Annotated in this window: 25 protein-coding genes; 19 read left to right on the forward strand and 6 right to left on the reverse strand. The window is 54.7% G+C overall.

Going from position 1 to position 24,264, the window contains the following annotated elements:
* Nucleotides 1-60: 60 nt before the first annotated feature.
* A complete protein-coding gene (locus ACR0CW_RS14255) occupies nucleotides 61-699 on the forward strand; it encodes a phosphatase PAP2 family protein (protein ID WP_480788290.1) in 639 nt (212 codons plus the stop codon).
* Nucleotides 700-826: 127 nt separating this feature from the next.
* Nucleotides 827-1,594 (forward strand): heme-binding protein, encoded by a 768-nt coding sequence (locus ACR0CW_RS14260; RefSeq protein ID WP_480788291.1) that lies wholly within the window; start codon nucleotides 827-829, stop codon nucleotides 1,592-1,594.
* 422 nt (nucleotides 1,595-2,016) lie between these two features.
* On the opposite strand, the gene ACR0CW_RS14265 is transcribed toward ACR0CW_RS14260, so the two are convergent.
* A complete protein-coding gene (locus tag ACR0CW_RS14265; RefSeq protein WP_480788292.1) occupies nucleotides 2,017-3,342 on the reverse strand; it encodes a GH1 family beta-glucosidase in 1,326 nt (441 codons plus the stop codon).
* A 2-nt stretch (nucleotides 3,343-3,344) separates the two neighbouring features.
* Complete coding sequence (locus ACR0CW_RS14270; protein WP_480788293.1) at nucleotides 3,345-4,376, reverse strand: LacI family DNA-binding transcriptional regulator; 1,032 nt, start codon at nucleotides 4,374-4,376, stop codon at nucleotides 3,345-3,347.
* Nucleotides 4,377-4,586: 210 nt separating this feature from the next.
* Between ACR0CW_RS14270 and ACR0CW_RS14275 the strand changes: the two genes are divergently transcribed.
* The 7 genes from ACR0CW_RS14275 (at nucleotide 4,587) to ACR0CW_RS14305 (ending at nucleotide 11,750) form a co-directional block, all read left to right on the forward strand.
* The gene (locus ACR0CW_RS14275; RefSeq protein ID WP_480788294.1) at nucleotides 4,587-5,855 is read left to right on the forward strand and encodes an ABC transporter substrate-binding protein; all 1,269 of its coding nucleotides are present in this window, start codon (nucleotides 4,587-4,589) and stop codon (nucleotides 5,853-5,855) included.
* Nucleotides 5,856-5,922: 67 nt separating this feature from the next.
* Nucleotides 5,923-6,930 carry a carbohydrate ABC transporter permease gene (locus tag ACR0CW_RS14280; RefSeq protein ID WP_480788295.1) on the forward strand — a complete coding sequence of 336 codons (1,008 nt, stop codon included), beginning with the start codon at nucleotides 5,923-5,925 and terminating at the stop codon, nucleotides 6,928-6,930.
* 3 nt (nucleotides 6,931-6,933) lie between these two features.
* Nucleotides 6,934-8,082, forward strand: coding sequence for a carbohydrate ABC transporter permease (locus ACR0CW_RS14285; RefSeq protein WP_155149358.1), 1,149 nt, complete (start codon nucleotides 6,934-6,936; stop codon nucleotides 8,080-8,082).
* A 9-nt stretch (nucleotides 8,083-8,091) separates the two neighbouring features.
* Nucleotides 8,092-9,747, forward strand: a complete 1,656-nt coding sequence (locus ACR0CW_RS14290; RefSeq protein WP_480788296.1) for an alpha-amylase family glycosyl hydrolase — start codon at nucleotides 8,092-8,094, stop codon at nucleotides 9,745-9,747.
* A 3-nt stretch (nucleotides 9,748-9,750) separates the two neighbouring features.
* Nucleotides 9,751-10,833 carry an ABC transporter ATP-binding protein gene (locus ACR0CW_RS14295; protein ID WP_480788297.1) on the forward strand — a complete coding sequence of 361 codons (1,083 nt, stop codon included), beginning with the start codon at nucleotides 9,751-9,753 and terminating at the stop codon, nucleotides 10,831-10,833.
* Nucleotides 10,834-11,052: 219 nt separating this feature from the next.
* On the forward strand, nucleotides 11,053-11,361 hold the full coding sequence (locus ACR0CW_RS14300) for an ArsR/SmtB family transcription factor (RefSeq protein WP_155149352.1): 309 nt from the start codon (nucleotides 11,053-11,055) through the stop codon (nucleotides 11,359-11,361).
* Nucleotides 11,358-11,750 carry a VOC family protein gene (locus ACR0CW_RS14305; RefSeq protein WP_170334562.1) on the forward strand — a complete coding sequence of 131 codons (393 nt, stop codon included), beginning with the start codon at nucleotides 11,358-11,360 and terminating at the stop codon, nucleotides 11,748-11,750. The genes ACR0CW_RS14300 and ACR0CW_RS14305 overlap by 4 nt, the downstream gene beginning before the upstream one ends.
* A 210-nt stretch (nucleotides 11,751-11,960) precedes the next feature.
* Here the strand turns inward: ACR0CW_RS14305 and ACR0CW_RS14310 are convergent, their stop codons facing one another.
* A complete protein-coding gene (locus ACR0CW_RS14310) occupies nucleotides 11,961-12,947 on the reverse strand; it encodes an aldo/keto reductase (protein ID WP_480788298.1) in 987 nt (328 codons plus the stop codon).
* An 80-nt stretch (nucleotides 12,948-13,027) separates the two neighbouring features.
* Here ACR0CW_RS14310 and ACR0CW_RS14315 point away from each other — a divergent pair, with 80 nt between their 5' ends.
* The 7 genes from ACR0CW_RS14315 to ACR0CW_RS14345 all read left to right on the forward strand — a co-directional run bounded on the left by ACR0CW_RS14315 (nucleotide 13,028) and on the right by ACR0CW_RS14345 (nucleotide 18,381).
* The gene (locus tag ACR0CW_RS14315) at nucleotides 13,028-13,855 is read left to right on the forward strand and encodes a LysR family transcriptional regulator (protein ID WP_480788299.1); all 828 of its coding nucleotides are present in this window, start codon (nucleotides 13,028-13,030) and stop codon (nucleotides 13,853-13,855) included.
* A 369-nt stretch (nucleotides 13,856-14,224) separates the two neighbouring features.
* On the forward strand, nucleotides 14,225-15,112 hold the full coding sequence (locus ACR0CW_RS14320; RefSeq protein ID WP_480788300.1) for a helix-turn-helix domain-containing protein: 888 nt from the start codon (nucleotides 14,225-14,227) through the stop codon (nucleotides 15,110-15,112).
* 112 nt (nucleotides 15,113-15,224) lie between these two features.
* Nucleotides 15,225-16,178, forward strand: coding sequence for an alpha/beta hydrolase (locus ACR0CW_RS14325; protein WP_480788301.1), 954 nt, complete (start codon nucleotides 15,225-15,227; stop codon nucleotides 16,176-16,178).
* A gap of 61 nt (nucleotides 16,179-16,239) precedes the next feature.
* Nucleotides 16,240-16,734, forward strand: a complete 495-nt coding sequence (locus ACR0CW_RS14330; RefSeq protein WP_480788302.1) for a nuclear transport factor 2 family protein — start codon at nucleotides 16,240-16,242, stop codon at nucleotides 16,732-16,734.
* Between the two features lie 33 nt (nucleotides 16,735-16,767).
* A complete protein-coding gene (locus ACR0CW_RS14335) occupies nucleotides 16,768-17,274 on the forward strand; it encodes a nuclear transport factor 2 family protein (protein WP_480788303.1) in 507 nt (168 codons plus the stop codon).
* An 18-nt stretch (nucleotides 17,275-17,292) separates the two neighbouring features.
* The gene (locus ACR0CW_RS14340; RefSeq protein ID WP_480788304.1) at nucleotides 17,293-17,667 is read left to right on the forward strand and encodes a Cif family virulence factor; all 375 of its coding nucleotides are present in this window, start codon (nucleotides 17,293-17,295) and stop codon (nucleotides 17,665-17,667) included.
* Nucleotides 17,668-17,688: 21 nt separating this feature from the next.
* A complete protein-coding gene (locus tag ACR0CW_RS14345; protein ID WP_480788305.1) occupies nucleotides 17,689-18,381 on the forward strand; it encodes an SDR family oxidoreductase in 693 nt (230 codons plus the stop codon).
* Nucleotides 18,382-18,383: 2 nt separating this feature from the next.
* On the opposite strand, the gene ACR0CW_RS14350 is transcribed toward ACR0CW_RS14345, so the two are convergent.
* Nucleotides 18,384-19,220, reverse strand: coding sequence for a LysR family transcriptional regulator (locus ACR0CW_RS14350; RefSeq protein ID WP_480788306.1), 837 nt, complete (start codon nucleotides 19,218-19,220; stop codon nucleotides 18,384-18,386).
* A 90-nt stretch (nucleotides 19,221-19,310) separates the two neighbouring features.
* Between ACR0CW_RS14350 and ACR0CW_RS14355 the strand changes: the two genes are divergently transcribed.
* On the forward strand, nucleotides 19,311-20,306 hold the full coding sequence (locus tag ACR0CW_RS14355) for a quinone oxidoreductase family protein (RefSeq protein ID WP_480788307.1): 996 nt from the start codon (nucleotides 19,311-19,313) through the stop codon (nucleotides 20,304-20,306).
* Nucleotides 20,307-20,332: 26 nt separating this feature from the next.
* The gene (locus ACR0CW_RS14360) at nucleotides 20,333-21,082 is read left to right on the forward strand and encodes an SDR family oxidoreductase (protein ID WP_480788308.1); all 750 of its coding nucleotides are present in this window, start codon (nucleotides 20,333-20,335) and stop codon (nucleotides 21,080-21,082) included.
* Nucleotides 21,083-21,143: 61 nt separating this feature from the next.
* On the opposite strand, the gene ACR0CW_RS14365 is transcribed toward ACR0CW_RS14360, so the two are convergent.
* Nucleotides 21,144-22,061 (reverse strand): MBL fold metallo-hydrolase, encoded by a 918-nt coding sequence (locus ACR0CW_RS14365; RefSeq protein ID WP_480788309.1) that lies wholly within the window; start codon nucleotides 22,059-22,061, stop codon nucleotides 21,144-21,146.
* A gap of 95 nt (nucleotides 22,062-22,156) precedes the next feature.
* On the opposite strand from ACR0CW_RS14365, the gene ACR0CW_RS14370 reads away from it, so the two are divergent.
* Entirely contained in the window at nucleotides 22,157-23,053 is an 897-nt protein-coding gene (locus ACR0CW_RS14370; protein WP_480788310.1) for a GlxA family transcriptional regulator, read from the forward strand.
* Nucleotides 23,054-23,236: 183 nt separating this feature from the next.
* On the opposite strand, the gene ACR0CW_RS14375 is transcribed toward ACR0CW_RS14370, so the two are convergent.
* Nucleotides 23,237-24,181 (reverse strand): alpha/beta hydrolase, encoded by a 945-nt coding sequence (locus ACR0CW_RS14375; RefSeq protein WP_480788311.1) that lies wholly within the window; start codon nucleotides 24,179-24,181, stop codon nucleotides 23,237-23,239.
* Nucleotides 24,182-24,264 lie beyond the last annotated feature (83 nt).

Consider the following 24,264-nt stretch of genomic DNA (forward strand, 5'->3'; position numbering starts at 1 on the left):
GTAAATCACAGGACAGTTTGATCGGTGACACCTCTGCCAAAACAGGCAGGAGAGTTCAGAATGTCACCGTCAAAGAAACGCCGTATGCGGCATCTGTTATGGATGGCCGCCCTTATCTCACTTGTTGGTGCAACTCTTTATCCCAGCGATATGGAGGGTCATTATGCAGTTTCCCGGAATGGCCATGACAATGCTCTGGTCACGGGCGTTGAAGATTATGGGCGACACTTGAATACGCTCATTCCGATTGGCACGGCAATCGTATTGCGAGACATCAAGGGTCTTTGGCAAATTGCAACTGTGGTTGTCGCAGGAACAGCTGCGACACACGGACCAAAAAGGCTTCTCAATGACGTCGAAGTGTTTGGCACCCGCCTGGGCCAAAGGCCAAACGGGGGCGATTACAATCTGCCTTCGGGCCATTCCGCCCTCGCCAGTGCCGGCGCCTACATAGCTGTCAGGCGATACTGGAATTGGTTCGGCATTGTCGTCTGGCCGATCCTTCTGCTTACGATGTTTGCGCGCTATATGCTTGATGCTCATACGATATCAGCCACCATCGCTGGTGCCATCGTCGGAATGCTTGTCGCCGATCTTTTTGCCCGCCCATGTTTGCGTTTTCGTCGTCTCATCGCAGGTCGCGTATCGCGACCGGCCCTTCGAGGCAAAACTGTCGGCAATCGCGTTGTTTCGACTTGAGAGAAAGAACCATCCGAGCCGCGATCACTGACAAAACTGTAAGTCCTTTGAAAGCGCGACGTGACCCCCGGCGACTAAGTTTTCCTGCATCAAAGTTTGAGGCAGTGCCTCACAAAAGGAGCATACAATGAAATTCCTTCAGATCCTCGCAGTCACAACATCGCTTAGTGTTCTTGCGGTTCCAGCCGTTGCACAAAGCGCAGAAAATACAGCCTTGTCCATTGATGAAGCCATTGCAATCGCGCTTGAAGCCCAACCCGGCACAGTTGCCGAGGCCGAGCCGGACCAGTACGAAGGTCGTCCCGTGATCGACATCGAAATCGTGAACGACGCAGGGCAAGAAGTGGAGTTCAAAGTCGACATCGAAACCGGTCAGATATTGAACCAATGGATCGATGATGACCCCTCCGATGATCCAATCTCGACGAATACGCTGACGGACAATACCAATGCCGAACCCCATGTGGAGCGGAGTATCCCGCTCGATTGGGCCCTTACAGCAGCCGCTGCCGCTCAGGAGGCTTGCTCGGATCTGGGTTTTGCCACGACCGTCACAGTGGTCGATCAGCGTGCGTTGCCTCGTGTACAGTTGATGCGCGAAGGCGCGTTTCCGCACACCGTCCACACCAGCAGCCGCAAGGCCATTACGGCAGCATCGCGTCGGGAGGCAACGGCTGTCATCGAGGCCGAGAATGAACATGAACCAACGCTTGGAGCGGTCTTCAACGAAATCGGTCTGATCACCTTATCGGGCGGCATACCAATCGTTTACGAGGGTGAAGTTATTGGCGGTATCGGTATCGCTGGATCCCCGGGCGAAGACCAGACTGGCAAAGAGTTTGACGACATTTGTGCCGAAGCTGGCATTGCTGCGATCGCTGACAGGCTCCAATAATCGGATTTTCTGATGACTGAGAGCGCGCGTCTTTCGCGCTTTCAGATCAGCATGGGTGGCATCCAACTGGGGAACATCAAATCAATCCCCCAAGCAAGTTTATTAGTGGTCGCCGGGCACGCAATTAGTTGAAGGCCTTCAAGCGAAGAGTAGCTCTCGTTCAAAATGTGCCCGTGGCTAATATGCGCAGTAGGAGAGCCGTTGAATCCAGGTAGTTTGAGTTCGCAACGAATAGCAACTATGTGGCACTAACTGGAAGTTTGAATGAGTTCCGCGACAGGCAGGAAGGAGCAAACACGGCAGAGATCGGCTTAGTGGCCTCGTCTTGCACTGAACCGGAGGCAACCATTGGTGTTCTGTGTCACCGACTGCGAACTGGTAGATGGCTGACCCAACACGTGAGGTTTAACCCTTTGTCACGATCAATTGGTGTCTATGTCGTGTGCAACCAGCATGTCCTTCCAGGCGAAGTAAGACGCTTTCGGGGTGCGCTTCATTGAATTGAAATCCACATCAACCAGTCCAAAGCGTTTTTCATACCCCAAGGCCCATTCGTAGTTGTCCAATAGGGACCAGACAAAGTACCCCTTAACCGGAACTCCTTTGCCCAAGGCGACCTGGACTGCTGACAAGTGCTGATCCAGATAGTCGATACGGTCATCGTCTTGCTGACGCTCGGGGCTGGCCATACCGTTTTCGGTCACGTAGATCGGCAGGTCGCCGGTGTATTCACGCGCTGCTCGGATCAGGAACCTGCTCAGGGCGGCGGGCTCGATTTCCCATCCCATTTGGGTCTTCGGAAGAGGGCCCGGAACTTCGACGAGACTTGGCCAGGCGGTTTCTGCGGGCGCGATCAGTTTGCGGGTGTAGTAGTTCAGTCCACACCAGTCGACGGGCGCTCCGATGGTATCGAAATCATCTTGCCAACCCGACGGAAGGTGGGGCTCCAGCCCCTCCAACACATTTTCGGGATAGGCTTTGTTGAACACGCCGCCCAGAAAGAACCGGTTGTATATTCCGTCATACAGAGCGGCGGCCTGTTGTGCCTCAATGCTGTCATCGGCGGGTTCCGCCCATTCCAGGTTGAATACACCGCCCAGATTGGACATGCCCAACCCGCGCATCGTCTGAATGGCCTGGCCATGGGCCAGCAGAACGTGATGCATAGCGCGCGCCGTGGCTCGAATATCGCGCAGCCCGGGGGCGTGGTGCCCTTCGAAATGGCTTAACCAACTGACACACCACGGTTCATTGATGGGGGCGACGCTGTACATTCGGTCGCCAATCCGTCCCATGATAACTTCGGTGAAATCGGAAAACCAACTGGCGATATCCCGGTTGCGCCAACCGCCCAAGTCGGCCAGGGGCGAAGGCAATTCCCAGTGATACAATGTCGCGCACGGACGGATCCCACGCTCCAACAGCGCGTCGGTCAGGCGATCATAAAAATCCAATCCCTCCTGATTAACGGGTCCACGCCCCTCGGGCATCACGCGCGCCCAGCTGGTTGAGAAGCGATAGCAATCGAATCCCGCGTCGCGCACAAGATCGAGATCCTGTTCAAACCGGTTCAGGTGATCACAGGCCAGATTGCCGTTTTCTCCCCGCACCACATTTCCGAGTGTCGCTGCAAATGTATCCCAGTGTGTTGAACCGGCACCGCCTTGGGCGTGACCTTCGATCTGGTAGGCAGAAGTGGCGACTCCGAACAGGAAGTCATTGGAAAAATCGCTGCGCGTATGTTTCATTGTCAGATCCTGTTGGGTGCTGGGCCGGTCGATTTGCCAACAACCAGTTCCGCCTCAAGCAATCTGGTTTTGACCGGATCGTCAGGCGATTTGATCCTCTCAATCAACATCTCGGCGGCCAGCTCTCCTGCATGCCGTACTGAGGACCGCGTGGCCGTAAAGATGGGCACATCCTGTCCGTTTTTGAGATAGGACAGGTCATCATCATGCGCGATGACCGAGACATCCCGGCCAATTCGCAACCCTGCCTCGTCCAGTGCCCGCCTCACACCAATCGCCGAAATCATCGAGGATGCCAAAATGGCGGTTGGCGGATCGTCCAGTTGCAACATATCGCGGGTTTCATGATGTCCGTAGACCTCGGTCATCTCGGCGCTGCGCATCAATTGTGGGTCCGGGATCAAGTCAGCCTGTTTCAGCGCTTGCAGATACCCGGCGCGACGGCGCTGTGCGAAATCCATATCCTCGAGCCCGTTGATCAGAGCAATCCGGCGGTGACCCAAATCGATCAGGAACTGCGTAGCACGCCGAAATGAGCTTTTGTTGTTTACATCGATCCAGTCATACTCTGCATCTATCCCGGTCGAACGACCGTGTACGATAAATGGTACCGCCATCCGGTTTAGCAGATCGATGCGACGCTCGTTGACCTTGGGGCCTTGCAAAACGACGCCATCCACGGCCCCGCGCTGAAACAAGCTGCGATAGGCCCCTTCGATCGAAGTGTCATCCGCGGTGGTGAACATCATGTCGTAGCCGTTCGCAGAGTATGTCCGCGCAGCGCCGGCAACAAAGTCGCCGAAGATCGGGTTCACCATCTCGTGCTGGGACGAGCTGGGGATGACGTGCCCGATCACCATGGATTTGCCAGTCGCCAGACCTTTGGCGCGGCTGTTTGGCCGATAGCCATGCTTGTCTGCAGCGGCCTGTACGCGCACCCGAGTCGCCTCATTCACCTCTGGATAGCCGTTCAGAGCGCGACTGACCGTTGTCTGCGAAAGACCGAGAATCTCAGAGAGCTGCTTCAGGTTCATTGCGTTCAAAGCGCCTTCAAATGGATGCCTACTTGTTTTGTTGTGATTTTTGGTTTCCGTCAACCCGTTTTGGTCAAGAGGTCAAAAACGGCAATAATTGAAGGCTATAAAACGATATGTTGACAGAATCTGATTGTCAGCAGATAAAGTGCAACATCCAAAGCGCTTTGAAAAGCTTGCAATGCGCAGATATTACTGGGAGGAGATTTCATGAAACACGCGCTTTATGCAGGTGTGGCCACATTCGCCCTGATGGCTGGAACAGCTCAGGCTGATAAGGTTACCGTGTTCGGGCCATGGCTGGGTCCGGACCAGGAAAACGTCGAAGCGGTTCTGGATGGCTTTGCGGCCGCGACGGGCCACGAATACGCGTATGTTGGCTCAGATAGTTTCGAGCAGCAGATAAGGATTGATGCAGAGGCAGGCTCGGCGCCGAACATAGCCGTTTTCCCCCAGCCTGGTCTGGCGGCGGATATGGCCAAGTCGGGTTTTCTGACACCGTTGGGTGATGGCACCGCTGATTGGGTTCGTGACAATTACGCAGCCGGACAATCCTGGGTCGATCTGGGTACCTTTCCGGGGCCCGAAGGGCAGGATCATCTTTATGGGCTTTTTTACAAGGTAGATGTGAAATCCCTTGTTTGGTACGTGCCTGAGAATTTTGAGGATGCCGGTTACGAAGTTCCAACTACGATGGAAGAACTGAAAGCGTTGACCGATCAGATCGTCGCAGACGGAGAGACGCCGTGGTGCATCGGTCTGGGTTCGGGTGGTGCGACTGGTTGGCCAGCGACCGATTGGGTCGAAGACATGATGCTGCGCACTCAGTCGCCCGAGGATTATGACGCCTGGGTGTCCAATGAAATGAAGTTTAATGACCCGAAAGTGGTCGCTGCCATCGAAGAATTCGGCGCGTTTGCACGCAATGATGACTATGTTGCGGGTGGGGCAGGTACGGTCGCAACGACCGATTTCCGTGACAGTCCAAAGGGCATGTTCAGTTCGCCACCACAGTGTTACATGCACCGTCAGGCGTCGTTCATCCCGGCATTCTTTCCTGAGGGCACGGTTGTCGGCGAAGATGCTGATTTCTTCTACTTCCCCGCATATGAAAGCAAGGATTTGGGCAGCCCGGTACTTGGTGCCGGCACTCTATGGGCAATCACCAATGACAGCCCGGCTGCACATGATCTGATCGCCTATCTTCAGACTCCTGAAGCACATGAGACATGGATGGCCCTGACCGGCTTCCTGACGCCGCACAAAGGCGTTGATACCTCCGTGTTCTCGGATCCGACGCTCAAGAAGATGAACGACATTCTTCTGGGTGCGACCACCTTCCGGTTTGATGGTTCGGACCTGATGCCTGGCGGCGTAGGGGCCGGCACATTTTGGACCGGTATGGTTGACTATGCTGGTGGAAAGCCCGCTCAGGAAGTTGCTGACGAGATCCAATCTTCCTGGGATGCGTTGGACTAAGCGCGTTTAAAACCCGGGCGGTCTGCGCGTCAGGCCGCCCCTTTTCCCCTTCGCAACGGAGAGCGTGATGCATCCGGCAATTCAGGGCCTGCTGACCATCGCCATAGGCGTGTCGGGCTGTGTGGGCTATTTCTTTCTGTCCAACCAGTTTCTGGACAAGGTTCTGTTCCCTGCGCGCGGGCCGAATGCTGGCCGCAACATCAACCACGCGAACATGATCCGTCCCTGGCTGTTTTTGCTTCCGGCGCTTGTGGCGATTGGCCTGTATCTGGCCTATCCGGTGGTTGAGACGTTGCGCCTGTCGCTCACGGATCGCGTTGCCGGAGGTGGGTATAAGTGGGTTGGTCTCGATAACTACATCCAGATGGTGGCAGAACCGAAATTCTGGGAAGCCATGCGCAACAATATGTTCTGGCTGATCGTGGTCCCGGCAATGTCAACCGCATTTGGCCTGTTGGCAGCTCAGCTAACCGACCGTATCCGCTGGGGTAACATCGCAAAGGCCCTGATTTTTATGCCTATGGCGATCTCTTTCGTCGGGGCTTCGGTCATCTGGAAGCTGATCTACGATGCGCGCCCGGCCGAGCAAGACCAGATCGGGATTCTGAATGCGCTTTATCTGTTCTTTGGCGGGGCCGAGCCACAAACCTGGCTGACCATTCCGTTCTGGAACAATTTCTTTCTCATGGGGATTCTGATCTGGATTCAGACAGGCTTTGCCATGGTGATCCTGTCCGCTGCTTTGCGCGGCATCCCCGAAGAAACCGTTGAGGCGGCGGTTTTGGATGGGGCCAATCCCTTCCAGATATTCTTCAAAATCAAGGTGCCTCAAATCTGGAACACAATTCTGGTTGTTTGGACAACCATCACCATTCTGGTCCTGAAGGTCTTCGACATCGTTTTTGCGATGACCAATGGCCAGTGGGAGACACAGGTTCTGGCCAACTACATGTACGACAAGATGTTCCGCGCCAATGATTGGGGCGTGGGTTCGGCATCGGCCATGGTGATCATGTTGCTGGTGACGCCGATCCTGGTCTGGAACATCCGCAACGCACGCCGGGAAATGGAGTAGGGGATGAGCGATATAGCAGGAACCAAACCCGCCCTCAGATGGATCGTCCAGGCCTCGGTCCTCTTTCTCGTGGTGCTTTGGGTAATACCGACACTGGGATTGTTGATCTCATCCTTTCGCACGGCTGACCAGATCGCGACGAGCGGATGGTGGAAATCCCTGTTCCCATCTGAACAAAACCTCACGCTGCGCACGGCCGCGCCCGATACGCAGATTCTGGAAAACGGGATGTATGTGATTGAAGGGAACCTGTTCGACGAAGGGCAGAAGGCCACGATCTCAAAGTGGGGTGTCAGTTCCCGCGCGGTCGATGCGTTTGAACCTGGTCAGACAGCGGAATTGCGCCGTGGCGGGACTATCACGGTCGATGCTAACGGAAACTACAAAGCGCAAAATGCTGAGGAGTTTACTGGCAGTCGCGGCCCGCGTGTTTTCGTAAGCGCAGAACTTCCACCTGAGTTCACGTTGGACAATTACCACAAGGTTCTCTTGGCCGAGGACAGCACCGACAGTATGGGGCGTGCGTTCTTTAACACTCTGACCGTGACTATTCCTGCCACGATCATACCCATTCTGGTTGCAGCGTTCGCGGCTTATGCCTTGGCGTGGATGGAATTCCCGGGCCGCGCATTGCTGATTGCAGCCATTGTCGGGCTTTTGGTTGTTCCGCTTCAGCTCGCACTGATCCCCTTGTTGAAATTCCATCTTAATATTGGGATCGGCAAAGGGTATCTGGGTGTCTGGATGGCCCACACTGGCTTTGGAATGCCGCTGGCCATCTACCTTCTTCGCAGCTACATGGCCGGACTGCCACGCGATTTGATCGAGAACGCTCGGGTCGACGGGGCGTCTGAGTTCCAGATCTTTACGAAACTGATCCTTCCACTCAGCTTCCCGGCGCTGGCGTCATTCGCGATCCTGCAGTTCCTGTGGACCTGGAACGACCTTCTGGTGGCCAAAGTCTTCCTGATTGATGCATCAGGTCAAACCACCGTCATGACCAATCGAATTGTCGAACTGCTGGGTACAAGAGGGGGCAACTGGGAAATCCTCGCCACCGCTGCGTTTGTTTCGATCATCGTTCCACTGATTGTTTTCTTCGCAATGCAAAAATACCTGGTCCGTGGCCTGCTGGCCGGATCCGTTAAATAGAGGCGTCTGATGAACGTGCAGAACACTGTAGAACTTTCCAAATCAACCAAAGCAAAGTCAGAGTGGTGGCGCGGTGGCGTGATCTATCAGATCTATCCGCGCAGCTTTCAAGACAGCAATGGTGATGGGATCGGTGACCTGAAAGGGATCACTAAACGTCTGGACTACATCGCGGAACTGGGTGTCGACGCGATCTGGATTTCGCCCTTCTTTAAATCTCCGATGAAGGATTTCGGATATGACGTCAGCGACTACCGCGACGTGGATCCTATGTTCGGCTCGCTGCAAGATTTCCGCGAGTTACTTGATCAGGCCCATGCCAAGGGTCTGAAAGTGATGATCGATTTGGTGCTGTCACACACATCTGATCAGCACCCTTGGTTCGGTGAGAGTCGCGCCAATCGGGACAACATGAAATCCGACTGGTATGTCTGGGCCGACCCTAAACCGGACGGCACACCACCCAATAACTGGTTGTCTATCTTTGGCGGTTCAGCGTGGCAGTGGGAGCCTCGTCGCCTTCAATATTATCTGCATAACTTTCTGACTTCGCAGCCGGACCTGAACTTTCACTGTACCGAAGTGCAAGATGCACTGCTGGACGTGGCTCGGTTCTGGCTGGAGATGGGCGTGGATGGTTTCCGTCTGGACACGATCAATTTCTATTTCCATGATAAACATCTGCGGGACAATCCGGCCCTCCCGGTCGAAGAGCGCAACGCATCAATTGCGCCAGCAGTGAACCCCTATAACCACCAGGATCATCATTATTCCAAAAGTCAGCCCGAGAACATCGCCTTCCTCGAAAGGTTGCGCGCGCTGACCGACGAATATGAAGGCCGTGCCTGCTTGGGTGAAGTAGGTGATGCACAGCGTGGGCTGGAGATCATGGGTGAATACACTTCGGGCGATCAGCGGATGCATATGTGCTATGCTTTCGAGTTTCTGGAAAAGCGTGCGTTGACTGCGCCTTATGCCAAGCAGGTCTTTGATCAGCTCGAGGAAAAGGCAGGCGATGCATGGCCATGCTGGGCGTTCTCGAACCATGATGTTGAACGTCATGCCTCGCGCTGGGACTTAAACGATGCGGCCATTCGCCAGCACGCGGTTCTGATGATGTGTCTGCGTGGCTCTGCCTGTCTGTATCAAGGAGAGGAACTGGGCCTGCACGAGGCAGATGTTCCATTCGAGAAACTGCAAGACCCCTACGGCATCGAGTTCTGGCCCGAGTTCAAGGGGCGCGACGGATGTCGCACGCCAATGGTTTGGGCGACGCAGGACGAACATTCAGGTTTTAGCACCGGTGAGCCTTGGTTGCCGGTCAGTACGGCCCAAACGGAAAGAGCCGTAGACCGGCTCGAGGCGAACGACCAATCGATGCTGCACCATTATCGCCGCGCAATCGCGCTGCGCCACGCCCACCCGGCGTTAACTTCGGGTGCGCAGTCCAACATGAAACAGATTGGACCTGTGCTGACATTCCAGCGTGAGGATGCGTCTGAAGCGGTGTTTTGTGCTTTCAACCTTGGAACGGAAGCTCAGCGGGTCGACTTGCCCTTGGGCGATTGGAGGGTCATCGGGCAGGAGCTCGGCGGTAGCGACGGTGCGGGAAGCGTTACGCTGCACCCCGCACAGTTTTGTCTGATGGCTAAGGACAAGGGGTAAACCATGTCAGAACTCAAACTTACGGATGTGGCGAAATCCTATGGTCCGATCGATGTTCTGAAGCATATCGATCTGGACATCGAAAAGGGCGAGTTGATCGTCTTTGTCGGTCCATCGGGTTGTGGAAAATCAACCTTGTTGCGAATGATTGCCGGGCTGGAAAAGATCACCGGCGGCACCTTGGAGATCGAAGGGCAGGTCATGAATGATGTGCCGCCTGCCCAAAGGGGCATTGCCATGGTGTTTCAGTCCTATGCGCTTTATCCGCATTTGACCGTGCGCGAGAACATGGCATTTGCACTGAAGATCGCCAAGATGCCTGCCGCCGAGATCGATGCCGCCGTTGAACGCGCGGCCCAGACCCTTCAACTGGATCCGCTCTTGGATCGTTTGCCCAAGGCTCTGTCCGGAGGGCAACGCCAGCGTGTCGCTATCGGGCGCGCCATCGTGCGAGACCCCAAGGTCTATTTGTTCGACGAACCGCTCTCGAACCTCGATGCTGCGCTGCGCGTTGCAACCCGGATCGAGATTGCGCGCCTGAAAGAGGCGATGCCCGAAAGCACGATGATCTACGTGACCCACGATCAGGTCGAGGCGATGACACTGGCCAGCCGGATCGTCGTTCTCGCCAACAAAGGCATCGCGCAGGTTGGTACGCCACTAGAGCTGTACGAAACGCCGGATAACGAGTTTGTGGCGCAATTCATCGGATCGCCCGCTATGAATCTGCTGTCTGGCAAAATTTCCAAAACCGGAGATCTGACTGAAGTCACACTTGATGCGGGCGGAACAGCGGTTTCATCCATTCCAACTGAGCCCGAGGAAATGGGTTTGCAGGTCAATGTCGGCGTACGGCCAGAGGATTTCGTTGCCGACGATGCCGCCGGGTTTCTGGACGGCACAGTCGATTTTGTCGAAGCCCTGGGTGAAGTAACCTTGCTGTATTTTGCCAGCAGGCCGGGGGCTGAAAATATCGTCGCCAAGTTTCCTGGCGTTGAAAGAAACCGACGTGGAAAAGCTGTCAAATTGAATGCGGACCCGGGCAAAGTGCATCTGTTTCACAATGGTCTGTCGATGCGGAAATGAGGATCGATCGATCCACTCAGTGCTTAGATTGATTTGGGTTTGTTTAACCTCAGTCGAGGTGCACAGAAGAGTTAAGGAACTAAGGAGCAACTGATGTTTGCTCTGCGGACTCTGGAGCTTTTCTTTTGCTAGTCAATGACGTTCGTATTTCAACGCCCGGCAGTTATGCAGTAAATTTACTGCACTTGACATGCAGTGATTATACTGCATATAGGGCGCATGACAGATGACCAGCTCGACTTAATTTTCAAGGCTCTTTCGGACAGCACCCGACGTCGCATCATCGACCATCTGAGCAAAAGGCCAGCTCAATCGTTGTTCGAGGTGTGCGCGGCCTCGGTTGCAGAGGATGGGATTGCGTTGTCCCGACAAACGGTCTCCCAGCATCTCGCCGTCTTAGAGAAAGCGGGATTGATTGAGATCGAGTGGAAGGGGCGAACAAAGGCGCATTCTCTGAGCGTCAGCGAAGACGACATTGCGGCGGCATCATGGCTCACGAAATACAAACCGAAGGGAACCAAGACATGAAAATCTATGTCACAAGCGTCTTTGTTGACGACCAAGACAAGGCCGAAAAATTCTACACCGAAGTCCTCGGCTTCAAGGTGAAGCACAACATTCCATTGGGCACCAACCGCTGGTTGACAGTTGTTTCAGAAGAAGACCCAGATGGAATAGAGTTGCTACTTGAGCCAAGCGACCATCCTGCCGTTAGGCCCTACAAAGAAGCGATTGTTTCCGATGGCATCGCCGCGCACTCATTTCAGGTGCAAGACCTCGATGCCGAGTGGAAGAAGCTGACTGATCGAGGCGTGGAGTTCACAACCGAGCCAATGGATGCGGGCGCTGTTCACATGGCTGTTTTTGATGACACCTGCGGTAACCTGATCCAGTTGATCCAGATGAAAGACGCCTGAACAAAGCTAATCCTTGAACGAACGCAACAAAAAATTGTCGTTCGGCCAATATGCAGAATCTGGTAGATTTAAACTCTCGCAGTTCACAAGAACTCTGGCATATCGCGTTTCTGCGCACGCCACTTTCAAGGCAGGTTGCCGCGCTCTATCGGGGCTCAACAAACCACCTCGAAAGCACTCGGTGCGGAGTTTTTTGTGCCGTACTTTAGGTTATCTCGGGCGGTCTGGTTCGTCGGGGATGCGTGTGACCAGGGTTTCTATTTCATCCATTATTTCGACCGGCAAAGCACCGAAGTTTAGCGCTCCTGCAATACCCTCGATTTGCTCTTCTGTCCGTGCACCCGGGATCGGAACATAGGTTTCAGATTGGCCCCATATCCACCCGAGAGCTCCTTGCACAAGTGTTCTGCCATTTGAGGTCAGTAAGTCGCGAACTGCATCTAGTTTTCGCATGAAGTCAGGGTTTGCCTTACCATCCTTGAAGTATTCCATCCAACTTTCGCCGGATGCACGTACGTCGTCCGATGCAATGGTAGCGTTCTGATCGTATTTCCCTGAAAGCAAACCCATCGCGAGCGGTGAGCGAATAAGAGACAATAGCCCTTCTTCTTGCACTACGTTCTGCATGCGGGGTGCATCAAAGAACACGTTCATGACATATTCAACTGCCTTGAAGTTGTTTCTCGCTGCAACGGCTCGGGCGCTTTGAGAATAGTCGGTGCTCCAGCCGTAGGCGCGTAGTTTTCCGGCGTCTTTCAACTGATCCAGTTCATCGAATACGGCTTCGGCCATGCCTATCGACATATCGTTCACGTGTAGCAGCATCAGATCGATCCGATCACGGTCCAAACGCGACAGACACCCGTCAACGGCTGGAGAAACTTGATCAGGGGAGAAGGGTTCGAATGAGATCTGTTTGCTCGTCTCGTCAATTCCGACACCGATCTTTGTAACAACCAAGGCATCGGGTCGATGTTTTAACGCTTTACCCAGCAGCCGTTCCGAATGTCCTGCACCATACGCAGCTGCCGTGTCGAACAGGGTGATCCCGCCATCTAAGGCAGCGTGGATCGTCCGAATGGAAACATCGTCGTCTGAACGGGTGTAACCCAGGGATTGTTCGCCCCAATACATTTTGCCGCCGATTGGCCAGCATCCCATGCCAAGTGGGGAGATTTCGGTTTCGAGAAATTTCATCTGTGGGTCTCCTATGTGACCCTTTGAAAAAATGTGATCTCTATCTTTTCATCAACAATACAGAATGTAAGCATTGTTTCATGAATGAACGTGACTTTGACTGGGATAACCTGCGGCTTTTTCTTGCGGTCGCCAGAGCAGGTGGACTTGGGCCAGCGGCAGCACAGACCGGCAAGAGTGCACCAACGCTGGGCCGACGTATGATCGAGCTTGAGCGCAATCTTGGGATCGAATTGTTTCGGCGCAAGCCGCGAGGCTATGACCTGACTGAGGATGGGCAAGCATTGCTGGAAAAGGCGGCAGGCATCGAAGCGCGTGTTTTGCCTATCACCGAAACCAGCCTCGCAACTGCACCACCTTTGGTTAAGATTTCGGCTGGAACCTGGGTTACCAGATTATTGGTAGGTGCTGTTGGAAAGCTCTACGGATCAATACCGGTGCGGTTGCGGTTCATTTCCTCGGAAGAGGTGCTGAAAATCGGGCACCGGGAGGCGGCGATTGGAATTCGAAACCACCGGCCTGAAGAGATTGGCTTGGCTGGCCGCAAAATCGGACGGGTCCGGTTTGCCGTCTACGCCGTAGATGAGAGAGTTTCGACCTGGGCTCGGGTCTTGTCCAATACACCTTCCGCAAATTGGCTGAGGGAGAATTCGCAAGGAGACGAGGCCATTGAAGTAACTGCGCCGCAAAACGCCCTTGATCTTGCAAATGCAGGAATAGCTCGGGCTGTTCTGCCAACATTCATCGGAAATGCGCAGCGAAGGCTAAAGCCGGTGTCACCTCTGATTGTTGATCTAGAACATGATCAGTGGCTTGTGTCCCACCAAGACGACAGGTTTCTCCCTGAGGTGCGACACGTCATAGATCGCACCTACGCAACGCTGTCAGAAGCTTGTGAGAGCGGGTGAGCCGACACACGAAGAGGATTGCATGAAATCAGGCTTGTGGTTCTCGATTGCGGACCCGAGCAATATGTGTCGTGAACAGCGGCAACGCAAAGCTGAATTCCAAAAGCAGTTATCAGTCCCGATAGAGTGCGTAAGTCAATGCTGTTGAAACTAGACAAAATTCAGGAGCGTCCTTGATTTCCAGCGCGGTTGAACACCCCGCTCAACCGCTGTTGCAGCTCAATTAGGTGCTGGGACACCATTGTAGGGTGATCTTGTTTTTCTCGGATGGGCTTAGTGCAGTTAGACATCACTTGATGATATCCTGCGGCTTTGTCACTTTGGCCGGACCCATCAAGAATTGATCCCGCCCGCTTCAGGACCCAGAGATTGCCGATAAAATACGCTGACATCTACCCGTCTGAACCGCTGCTCAACAGTGATGCGATGGACCGTCCTTCGGCGGCGGGACTGATGTCTGTCCGATATTTTCAGGCCGAACCGGATCAGATGCCCGAAGAGGTGTTTGAGGAACATCACGTGCTTCTGAATCTTAATCCCAAGGCGCATCGCGTGCAAAATTGGCGAGATGGTGAATTGCGCGATTTTACGTTCTTGGCCGACGAGATTGTCGTCACGCCGGCCGGGATGCGATCGGGCTGGCGCTGGCATGAAAAGTCAGATGTGATCGTGATTACGCTGGATCCCGCCAAGATAGAGCAGTTTGCACAGTCCGAGTTAGGCATGTTGCTGGATCCTCAGCAGTTTCGGGATTTGCCACAGTTTTCCGACCCCGACCTTTGCGCTGCTGGTGTCATTCTGAGGGATGCGCTGGAAACGGACGACATGTCCTCCGCCGTTATGTTCGAGGCGATGAGCCGCGTGTTCCTGGTGAAGCTGTTGCAGAAATATGGGAAACGCCGCGCAGAAGATGTCGAACTCTCTTCGCGTTTCACCTCGCGGCATTACCAACGTGTTCTGTCCTTTGTACAGCGTCGGTTGGATCAGACGATCACGGTGGATCAACTGGCTGCCGAGGTAGGAATGAGCCCGTCTCATTTTGCTCGGGTGTTCAAAGAAACGCTTGGATCAACACCCATGCAATACGTCATGGCTTATCGGATCGAGCAGGCCATTAAGATGATGGATAACGCAGAACGCCCGTTAGGAGACATTGCTCTGGCCTGCGGATTTGCGGATCAGGCGCATTTCACACGCAGCTTCAAGCAAGTTGTGGGTCAGACTCCGCGGGCGTATCGGGCTGCAAATCCAACCTGAGCAGGATCTTTCAAAAACCCGGCAGTCAGGTGCAATTAATCTTGGCGAGGACGTCGTATCTCTTTGGTCATAGGGCCTGAGCCCAGTTGAACCAATCAACGGAGATACAACTATGAAACTGACTGCTTTGACCACTGCGACCACGCTGCTGGCTTCCACTGCTGCCATCGCTCAGGTCGAAACTCGCACCGTGACGTTTGAAAACGAAGGCACCACTCTGTCAGGCACGCTGTATCTACCAGAAGAACGTGGTGACTCCCCGCTGCCGACTGTCGTCGTGACCGGCGCATGGACTTCGGTTCAGGAACAGATGCCCGCCAACTATGCCCGCGAAATGGCTGAACGTGGCTTTGCCGCCTTCACCTTTGATTTTCGGGGCTGGGGAAAATCAGGTGACCTTCCAAACAAAGTGCGTTTCGTAGAAAGCCCCGAAGCTAAGACCTCGGACATCAAGGCTGCGTTTGAATTTGTCGCAACCCTGCCCGAAGTCGATGTGGATCACATCAACGGTCTGGGGATCTGTGCCTCGGCTGGCTACATGGTTGACGCTGTGGCGGGCAACCCGCTGGTGGATCGCCTTGGTCTGGTAGCCCCGTGGTTGCACAACAAAGAGATTGTTGAGGCCGTTTATGGCGGGGAAGAAGGTGTTGCTGGCCTGATCGAAATCTCGCATGCCGCTGAAGCCAAAGGGGGCGAGATAATTCCCGCGGCAGGTCCTGAAGGGGCAGAGGGCGTTCTGATGCCGATCGGTGGTTATTATTACGAAAGCGATCGTGGCGCGATCCCGGAATATGACGACAAGTGGAACAACGCAGGCTGGGAAGGCTGGCTGACCTATCATCCTGCCGATAATCCGCAGCGTTTGGACAAGCCTCTGGCCATCGTGCATTCGGAAAGCGCCGCCATCCCGCAAGGTGTGCAAACCTTCCTGGCAGGCTTTGCCGGCGAGGCTACCGCACAGTGGCTCGAGGATGTGACTCAGTTCGATTTCTACGACAACCCCGAGGATGTAACCCGCGCTGCTGACACCGTGGCCAACCACTTCCGCCTCGGCCTTGACGGCTGAATCGATCCGGTAGGTGCCGGGCCATGCTGCCCGGCATCACCTCTATTTCGGAGAAAAACAAATGACCCGCAAAACTCTCGCTACCTTTGTAACCGCAACCCTTGTCGGAGGCGCCGCTATGGCCGGAACACCCGAAGAAAACATGAAAGTCGTTCAGGACTTCTTTGCCGCATACGGCGCAAATGACCTTGGTGGGATAGCTGCCGTCATGGATGAAAACGTGAAATGGCACATTCCGGGTCGCCATCCCCTCAGCGGTACCAAGAATGGTCGCGATGAGGTTCTGGCCTTTTTTGACCAGCTTGGCGTGGCCGGATTTCAGGCAGACCCGATCTATTTCGGTGCTGATGGCACCCACGTGGTTGATATTCACCGAGGCTGGTCCAATGCCGAAGGCAAGCCGAATGTCGATACTACCTGGGCGTTGGTCTACCGGATCGAGAACGGCAAGATCGTTGAGGCAACCAACCTCAGTGCCGATCAGGATGCAGCCAACACTTTTTTCTGGTCGCAATACCAATTGGCTCCTGTGCCCGAGCGCTTAGCCAATGAGTGAAGTGACGCCTCCAATCGAAGTAAGGACACTGAAATGACCCGCAGAGTTATCGCAACCCTCGCAGCCGCAACCCTTATCGGAGGAGCCGCAATGGCCGATCAAACCGAGATCACCCGCACCTTGACCGACATCGCCGCCGGTGCCGACCGTCACGATTGGATCCGCGTGCGTGATGCCTTTGCCGACACCGTAACCACCGACTACACCAGCCTTTGGGGCGGAGATCCGGTCACCCAGCCCGCAGACGATCTGGTCACAGGTTGGGCTGCTTTCCTGCCGGGGTTTGATGTCACTCACCACATGGTGACCAACCACACGGTGAACGAGATGACCGACACCATTGCCAAGGCCGAAGCTGACTTCACCGCCACCCACCGGATTGATGATGAGTTATGGGTGTTGGGTGGACGCTACAGCTATGAACTGGAGAAGGACGGTGCCGATTGGCAGGTCACCTCAATGACCATGACGGCCCTGTGGGAAACCGGTGACCGCGCCCTTGTGGCACAGGCTGGCGAACGCGCTGCGGCAGCGAACTAATCCCGAAGGTACCGATCCATGTTCAGATTGACGTTTTTGGCAGGCCTAGTCACCCTTGCGATCCCGACTTGGGCCGACGACCTGCCCGCCGCGATCAGCTGTTACCAGACCGCGACCAACTCACAGGACATTGAAGCATATCTGGCCTGCTTCACTGATGACGCCGTGATGATCGATGTCAATCGCGAGTTCGTCGGACATGATGCTATCCGAGTCTGGGCTGAGCGCGAGGTCATGCCCGGTGGACAGAGCTTCAAACATCTCCAGATCCTGGAATACAAAGACGGTTACGCCAAAACCGAGGTCAATTGGGCCTCCTTAGTGGTGCACTATCACTATTGGTGGAACGGCGAAGGTAAGATCACCAAAATGTCGCTTCAATATGCCGACTGAGAGACTTGGGAGTGCATTCTCATGACCAAACAACGTATTGCCCTTGTGACCGGTGCCAATCGTGGCATCGGTAAAGAAGTTGCTCGCCAGTTGTCCCACGATCACGGATTGAAAGTCCTTATCGGGTCACGCGATCTGGAGAGGGGACAGGCGGCGGCGCATCAGATCGGGCACGGCGCGGAAACCTTGCAGCTAGATGTGTCAGATCCAACTTCGGTCGTGGCCGCCTTTACACATATTGAAGCCGCGTATAGCCGCCTCGAAATCCTCGTGAACAACGCCGGCGTGGATTATGACACTGATCAACAAGCGCATACCGCAAATCTCGCTCGCGTCCATCGCGCGTTTGAGACCAATCTTTTTGGTCCTTGGGCTACGACAATCGCTGCGGTACCGCTTTTGAAACAGGGCCAAAACGCCCGGATCGTGAACGTATCTTCCGGAGCCGGGGCGTTTAGCGGCATGTCTTCCGGCACACCGGGCTATGGCATTTCAAAGGCGGCTCTGAATGCTCTGACACTCAAGACCGCAGCGGAATTGAAATCAAAACGTATCCTCGTTAACGCTGTTTGTCCGGGTTGGGTAGCGACTGACATGGGGGGCGGTGGTCGCGCCGTGTCCGAAGGCGCAGCGGGTGTTGTTTGGGCTGCAATGCTCCCTGATACAGGCCCGACTGGTGGCTTCTTCCGAGATGGGCAACCCATTGATTGGTGACATTAGCCGGACGCCATGTGATCGATCAGCTTCCTGACCCGCACCGGCAACAAGCGGCGGCTTGGGTAGACCGCAAACATGTCTCTGGTCAGCGGAGTGGCATTCTCTACCTGCAAAGGTTGAATACCGTCCCCGACCATGTCACGTGGCAACATCGCGATCCCCAGATTACGGCGAACTGCCTGTTCGATAACATCCAGGTCAATGAAATTGTGGGAAATCTGGGTTGGCTGAAGCACCTCTCCGGTTTCGAGTACCCATGACTGTCCCGCGACTAGCGCGGGAAGGTTTAGAAACTCTTCCCGAGACAATTGTCCCCTCAAACCACGGTCAGAGATGAACTTCGCCCCGGCGCAAAAGCAATAGTGAACGGACCAAAGTCGTTTAGCTACGAGGGTGGAATCCGATAGCGGCCCCAGTCGAAAAGCCAAGTCGATGTTGTCGCGAAAAAAATCCAGAAACAGGTTGGTCGTCGTCAGTTCAAACTCCACTTCTGGGTGCTGCTGTGCAAAGTCCACTAGGCGGGGACCAATAGTTTTACGGGCGGCCAGCGGTGGGGCTGTGATACGGATCTTGTGTCGCCGTGTATCATCGGCAAAACCCGCAACCTCTTGAAGCGCATCTATCGGATCCTGGCACCGATCCAGCAGACGGCGCCCCTCTTCGGTTAAGCGGACATGACGGGTCGTGCGTTCAAACAGTTTGGAGCCAAGGTGGTCTTCAAGTTCAGCAATCCTGCGGCTGACCCGGCTGAGCGGTATGCCCAATTGTTTAGCGGCGGCGGAAAAGCTGAGATGATTGGCGACAGCGGTGAACAGGGCAAGGTCGTTGTAGATCATTATCCCATGATTGGGATTATATCTTCCTGAATCAACTATTATCCCAAACGATCCCGATCTTTATCTTCTCCCTAACACAAGGAGAACACCATGACTTATGCACTCGAAATCACCCGGATCGGTGGACCAGAAGTCTTGCGCAAAACTGAACTTGCAGTGGTTGCTCCGGGTGAGGGCCAAGTCCTGATCCGAAACTATGCAAGCGCAGTGAACTTTATCGACACGATCATCCGCCGGGGCGAAATGCCCGAAGGAATGATGCCCGATCTGCCTTTTGTGCCGGGTGTTGAAGGGGCCGGGGTTGTTGAAACTATTGGCGCAGGTGTTGACGGGATTGCTGTGGGTGACCGAGTGGCTTGGATGGGGCCTGTTGGCGCAGGTGGCTATGGTACGCATTCAGTAATCGAAGCGTCATTTGTAACCCGGTTGACTGATGACGTCAGCTTTGAAACCGCCGCTTCGATTCCGGTGAATGCAATGACCGCCTATCACATGCTGGTCAATCTGGGCGCTGCCAAAGCAGGAAAAACGGTACTGGTTCATGCGGCTGCTGGGGGCGTTGGCACTATGGCCCTACAGATCGCAAAACATCTGGGTTTGACAGTGATCGCCTCAGTCAGCACCGACAAGACCAGCTATGCGCGCGAGCAAGGTGCCGATCATGTGATCAACTATCGGAAAGAAGACGTGACCGCACGGGTAATGGAACTCACCGGTGGACGCGGCGTTGACCTGACGCTGAATCCGGTTTCGGGCGATACGCTCAAATTCGATCTCGACGCGCTGGCCCCTCTGGGAACGGTGGTGCTCTTTGGGTTCCTTGGCGGTCCGCCCGCAGGCAACTTCGCTGAGGACCTGGCGAAGCATTTCCAGAAGTCGGTGGCAGTGCGCGTCAGCGATATCTACACCTATTTCACCAATCACCCCAATGCGTTCAATGCAGATATGGCGACCGTATTTGACCTGTTGAAGCAAGATGTGTTGCGCCCGCAGGTCACGACCCTGCCCATTGAAGAGGCGGCAGAAGTACATCGTCGCCTGGAAGCGGGCGACACCACTGGGAAACTGGTGCTGCGCATCGACTGACCCATTCAAATCGACCGATTTATGGAATGACTGAAATGAACACTGTTTTTGAAACTGCCCTTGCAAACAAACACGTCGTCATCGTTGGCGGCAGCAGCGGGATGGGAAAGGCCACGGCCAAGTTGGCCGTAACTCTTGGGGCAAAGGTCACCATCGCCAGCCGCAACACCGCAAAGCTCGAGGCTGCCGCAACAGAGATTGGGAGCGCCGTACAAGTTTCTACGCTGGATATGACGGATGAAGTCGGCGTGAAAGCCTGGGCCGGAAAACTTGGTAGAGTGGACCACTTGGTGATCTCGGCCTCCAGTGCGGTGCACGGAGCCTTTACTGACCTGCCGACAGATGAGTTGCGCAGCATGTTCGAGGCCAAGTTTACAGGCCCCTATGTCACAGCAAGAGAAGTGCTGCCGTCATTGACCGATGGGGGCTCGATTACCTTCTTCTCAGGTGTCTTGAGTCGACGTCCTTCCGTAGGGGCGACGGGTCTTGGGGCTGTGAATGCGGCGGTCGAAGCGTTGACTAAAGGATTGGCGCTTGAACTTGGCGGACGCGCGCGCGTGAACTGCATCAGCCCCGGCATGGTCGACACAGAGGCATATAAGGAGATGCCTCAGCAAGCGCGGGATGCCATGTACGACGAGGTCGGTGGCAGATTGCCGGTTGGGCGTGTGGGGCAGGCCGAAGACATCGCGCAGGCCGTTATCATGGCTATGACAAACGATTATCTGTCAGGCGCAGTGTTGGACGTGGATGGCGGGCATCTGGTGCGGGCCTGAGGCATCTGTCGCAATCGCAGGGGATGAAAGCGCAAGGCGCGCTTTCTCCCGCTTGTGACCATCATGTCAGTGGAACAAAGTCAAACCCGTCGCCCATGCGTGTGACACGCCCGGTTCCGGGGTAACTCAGATGGGTGGCCGAGAAGATGGTTTGATCGTCGGCCAACTGGCCAAGAAGTTCTGTTCGGGTTGCAATCGCCTGTTCCGGGTCGGAATCGAGGGCATAGCGCACTGTTGGGTTCGCGAACTGAAGAGCTTCTGAGATGATGGCGTCGCCAACAATGAACAATTCCTCGCCATTGTCGGCCAAGATACGCACACCGCTGTGCCCTGGGGTGTGACCAACCAGCGGCACTAATGTGATACCGCCACCCAAATCCGCTTCACTCGCATAGGTCTTGATGCGACCCGCAAGCGGGGCTGCGATGGATTGCAACAGATCAATCATGGGCTTGTCAGCATCCGGCGCGGCTGCTGGCAGGTCCGGGTTGGTCCAGAAAGCCCATTCGGCCTCTGCGACATGGATGGTCGCATTCCGGAACCCGCCCGCATCCGGCCCCATCAAACCGCCGATGTGATCGGCATGCATATGGGTCAGGATGATGTCGGTGATCGTGTCTTTTCCAATTCCCTCAGCAGCAAACAATGCGTCCAGTTTGCCAACGGTTGGGAACATCTCGGACAGGGCTGCACCCGAGCCTGTGTCGACAAGGATGGTGCGCTCCCCGTCATGTACCAACCAGACGGTCGCCCCAATGTCGATGGGGTCACCTGCCAACGTCATCGCCGCGCCGTCGGCACCCTGAAAGAAGGCGGATGGGATTTCGAAATGACCGTCGGACAGCATCGAAACGGTTGTTGTGCCAATTTTCAAAGTAGCGATTTCTGCTGCAAAGGCGGCCTTGGGTAATCCGGCGATGGTGGCGGCCCCAAGAAGAGCTGTGGAGAAAGTGCGGCGGGTAAGCTCTGGAGTTTTCATCGGCTGATCCTTTCATGTTTCTGGATCCCAATTTGCTGTTTCCCAGATTTTGAGCTACTGGCATGGAAGACAAAAACTATGCATGAACTGCCATTATGACCGATCAATCACGTATTGCGATTGTCAGATACCGGGGCGCTTTGACTTCAGCCGTTCACGGCATCGAAGAAATGTTGAGTTTTGCCGGAGGTCTTGATGGGTATCGTTCTTTGCGTGTGACCATCACCGACACAGTGGTTCCCGGATATGACGCTTATATCTTGCCGCCCGCGGGACAGGAGGTTGATGTCTCAGCCCAGCCTGACATTCCCAAATTTCTGAAACAAGAACATACGCGCGGGGCGCTTGTATGCTCGGTTTGCGTGGGATTGGTTTGGTTGGCAGAGGCGGGAGTTATAGGCAATCGACCTGTGACAACCCATTGGGGATTAGAAGCCCTCATGGCCGAGCGCTTCCCCAGCGCTGCGACGGACGTCGATCAGATCCTGATTGAACATTCTGATCTGGCAACTGCAGGAGGCATGATGGCCTGGGTGGATCTGTCTATGGCGCTCATTGAACGCTTTGTTGGCCGCGATGCGATGATCGAAACCTCGCGCCGGTTTGTCGTCGACGTGGGCCGCATGGATCAACGGCGCTATCGCAGTTTCACACCGGATCTTTCGCATCAGGATGCTGCAATTCGAAAGGCACAATTGGCCATCGAAAGTGACTATGCGTCGCGTCTTTCGGTGGATGATCTTGCCCAACAAGCGGGGCTGGCAGAACGAACATTCATCCGACGCTTTACATCTGCGACAGGCATGACGCCGATGACTTATGTGCAAGCCATCAGGATAGAGAAAGCCAAAGATCAGCTGATCCATTCGACAAAGCAAATCCAGCAAATTGCGTTTGACACAGGGTATGCTGACCACTCTGCCTTTGGTCGAAAATTCCATCAGGCAACTGGAATGACGCCCAAAGATTTCCGACGCAAGTTCTCTGCCTGAGTCGAAGCCGGGATTTTGTTCAGCACGCTCATCAGTGGTGGCAAAGTGAATGTCACCACTGATGAGCAGGTCTTTCGCTAAACGGCACGGTGCCTTAGGTTTTTCGAGAAACCGTACCGCCTCGCCGGTGCTTAAGTTTGCCTAAAAAGGTAGAGGTGCAAGTGTGACCTTTACCAAATTTACTCACTTGTTGAAGAATTCCGCCACAGCGTCGGTTGACGCTTTGACGGCATCTGGCTTGTGGTAGAAATCAACATGGCTGAATTCATCGAAGGCCAGTTCTTCATGCTCGTTGGTTAGCTTTTCGACAAATTGGGTCGAGCAGATCGCTGTAAAAGCCGACTTGCTGTAGATCACCAAAGAAGGCTGAACGATCTTGTCTGCATAAGCTTCACCGATCGAAATCAGAGACTGCATGCCTTGATCACCGATATGCATGTTGGTGTAGGTCGATACAGCCTTTGGTCCTTTGACCCCATCGCGTCCGTAATAGTCATAGGTCTCTCCGGCCATCGGATTCACGCCCAGGTCAATAAACTCCTGCCGTGATTGCTCATCGTTGAGACCGAACGGGGTAACATAGTCAGGCTCGCCGGTTTCGTACATTTTCTGCATCGACGCGTTTGCAGCTGCGATCTGCTGATTGGCCATGTCGCGATCGGCCCATTGGAAGCCATCGGCCGCCATCATGCCGGAAACCATCGCGATCTTCTTGATGCGGTGGTCGGTAACGGCTGCCGACGCGATAATCGAGCCCCCTTGGCACACGCCAAGGCCATAGATCTCATCAACGAAGGACAGGGTTCCAAGATAGGAAACCGCATCCCATGTGTTTTCAATCAAACGGAACATGTACCGCGATTGCTTGAACTCTCCAGGAAGCGCAGGTGACTCACCCATGCCCAGATAATCGAAGCCAAGGTAGATGAACCCTCTTGCAGCCATTTCCGGCCCATAGGTTGCGGGAATTTGGTCTTTGACCTGAGGGAACGGGCTGGCGCCCACGATTGCTTTATATGTCTTGGTCTCATCAAAACCTTTTGGAAGATAGAGGTCTCCGACCAAATCCACTCCGAAGGATTTGAAGGTTACTTTGTTTCTTCCGGCTGTTAGGGTTTGGGTTGCCATCTTCTTGGTCCTTTCGGGTCGACCGGCATCTTGCCTTGCAAAAGTAAATTGCACTGTTTACTTATGAAGTGTGGGACGTGTTT

Source organism: Ruegeria sp. CH6, assembly GCF_056537005.1.

Coding starts and splice junctions, on each gene's coding strand:
- ACR0CW_RS14265 (WP_480788292.1), bottom strand. CDS start 3,342: ATGAAACATACGCGCAGCGATTTTTCCAATGACTTCCTGTTCGGAGTC.
- ACR0CW_RS14270 (WP_480788293.1), bottom strand. CDS start 4,376: ATGAACCTGAAGCAGCTCTCTGAGATTCTCGGTCTTTCGCAGACAACG.
- ACR0CW_RS14280 (WP_480788295.1), top strand. CDS start 5,923: ATGCATCCGGCAATTCAGGGCCTGCTGACCATCGCCATAGGCGTGTCG.
- ACR0CW_RS14325 (WP_480788301.1), top strand. CDS start 15,225: ATGAAACTGACTGCTTTGACCACTGCGACCACGCTGCTGGCTTCCACT.
- ACR0CW_RS14365 (WP_480788309.1), bottom strand. CDS start 22,061: ATGAAAACTCCAGAGCTTACCCGCCGCACTTTCTCCACAGCTCTTCTT.
- ACR0CW_RS14290 (WP_480788296.1), top strand. CDS start 8,092: ATGAACGTGCAGAACACTGTAGAACTTTCCAAATCAACCAAAGCAAAG.
- ACR0CW_RS14370 (WP_480788310.1), top strand. CDS start 22,157: ATGACCGATCAATCACGTATTGCGATTGTCAGATACCGGGGCGCTTTG.
- ACR0CW_RS14260 (WP_480788291.1), top strand. CDS start 827: ATGAAATTCCTTCAGATCCTCGCAGTCACAACATCGCTTAGTGTTCTT.
- ACR0CW_RS14375 (WP_480788311.1), bottom strand. CDS start 24,181: ATGGCAACCCAAACCCTAACAGCCGGAAGAAACAAAGTAACCTTCAAA.
- ACR0CW_RS14340 (WP_480788304.1), top strand. CDS start 17,293: ATGTTCAGATTGACGTTTTTGGCAGGCCTAGTCACCCTTGCGATCCCG.
- ACR0CW_RS14295 (WP_480788297.1), top strand. CDS start 9,751: ATGTCAGAACTCAAACTTACGGATGTGGCGAAATCCTATGGTCCGATC.
- ACR0CW_RS14285 (WP_155149358.1), top strand. CDS start 6,934: ATGAGCGATATAGCAGGAACCAAACCCGCCCTCAGATGGATCGTCCAG.
- ACR0CW_RS14305 (WP_170334562.1), top strand. CDS start 11,358: ATGAAAATCTATGTCACAAGCGTCTTTGTTGACGACCAAGACAAGGCC.
- ACR0CW_RS14345 (WP_480788305.1), top strand. CDS start 17,689: ATGACCAAACAACGTATTGCCCTTGTGACCGGTGCCAATCGTGGCATC.
- ACR0CW_RS14300 (WP_155149352.1), top strand. CDS start 11,053: ATGACAGATGACCAGCTCGACTTAATTTTCAAGGCTCTTTCGGACAGC.
- ACR0CW_RS14315 (WP_480788299.1), top strand. CDS start 13,028: ATGAATGAACGTGACTTTGACTGGGATAACCTGCGGCTTTTTCTTGCG.
- ACR0CW_RS14360 (WP_480788308.1), top strand. CDS start 20,333: ATGACTGAAATGAACACTGTTTTTGAAACTGCCCTTGCAAACAAACAC.
- ACR0CW_RS14355 (WP_480788307.1), top strand. CDS start 19,311: ATGACTTATGCACTCGAAATCACCCGGATCGGTGGACCAGAAGTCTTG.
- ACR0CW_RS14350 (WP_480788306.1), bottom strand. CDS start 19,220: ATGATCTACAACGACCTTGCCCTGTTCACCGCTGTCGCCAATCATCTC.
- ACR0CW_RS14275 (WP_480788294.1), top strand. CDS start 4,587: ATGAAACACGCGCTTTATGCAGGTGTGGCCACATTCGCCCTGATGGCT.
- ACR0CW_RS14255 (WP_480788290.1), top strand. CDS start 61: ATGTCACCGTCAAAGAAACGCCGTATGCGGCATCTGTTATGGATGGCC.
- ACR0CW_RS14335 (WP_480788303.1), top strand. CDS start 16,768: ATGACCCGCAGAGTTATCGCAACCCTCGCAGCCGCAACCCTTATCGGA.
- ACR0CW_RS14330 (WP_480788302.1), top strand. CDS start 16,240: ATGACCCGCAAAACTCTCGCTACCTTTGTAACCGCAACCCTTGTCGGA.
- ACR0CW_RS14310 (WP_480788298.1), bottom strand. CDS start 12,947: ATGAAATTTCTCGAAACCGAAATCTCCCCACTTGGCATGGGATGCTGG.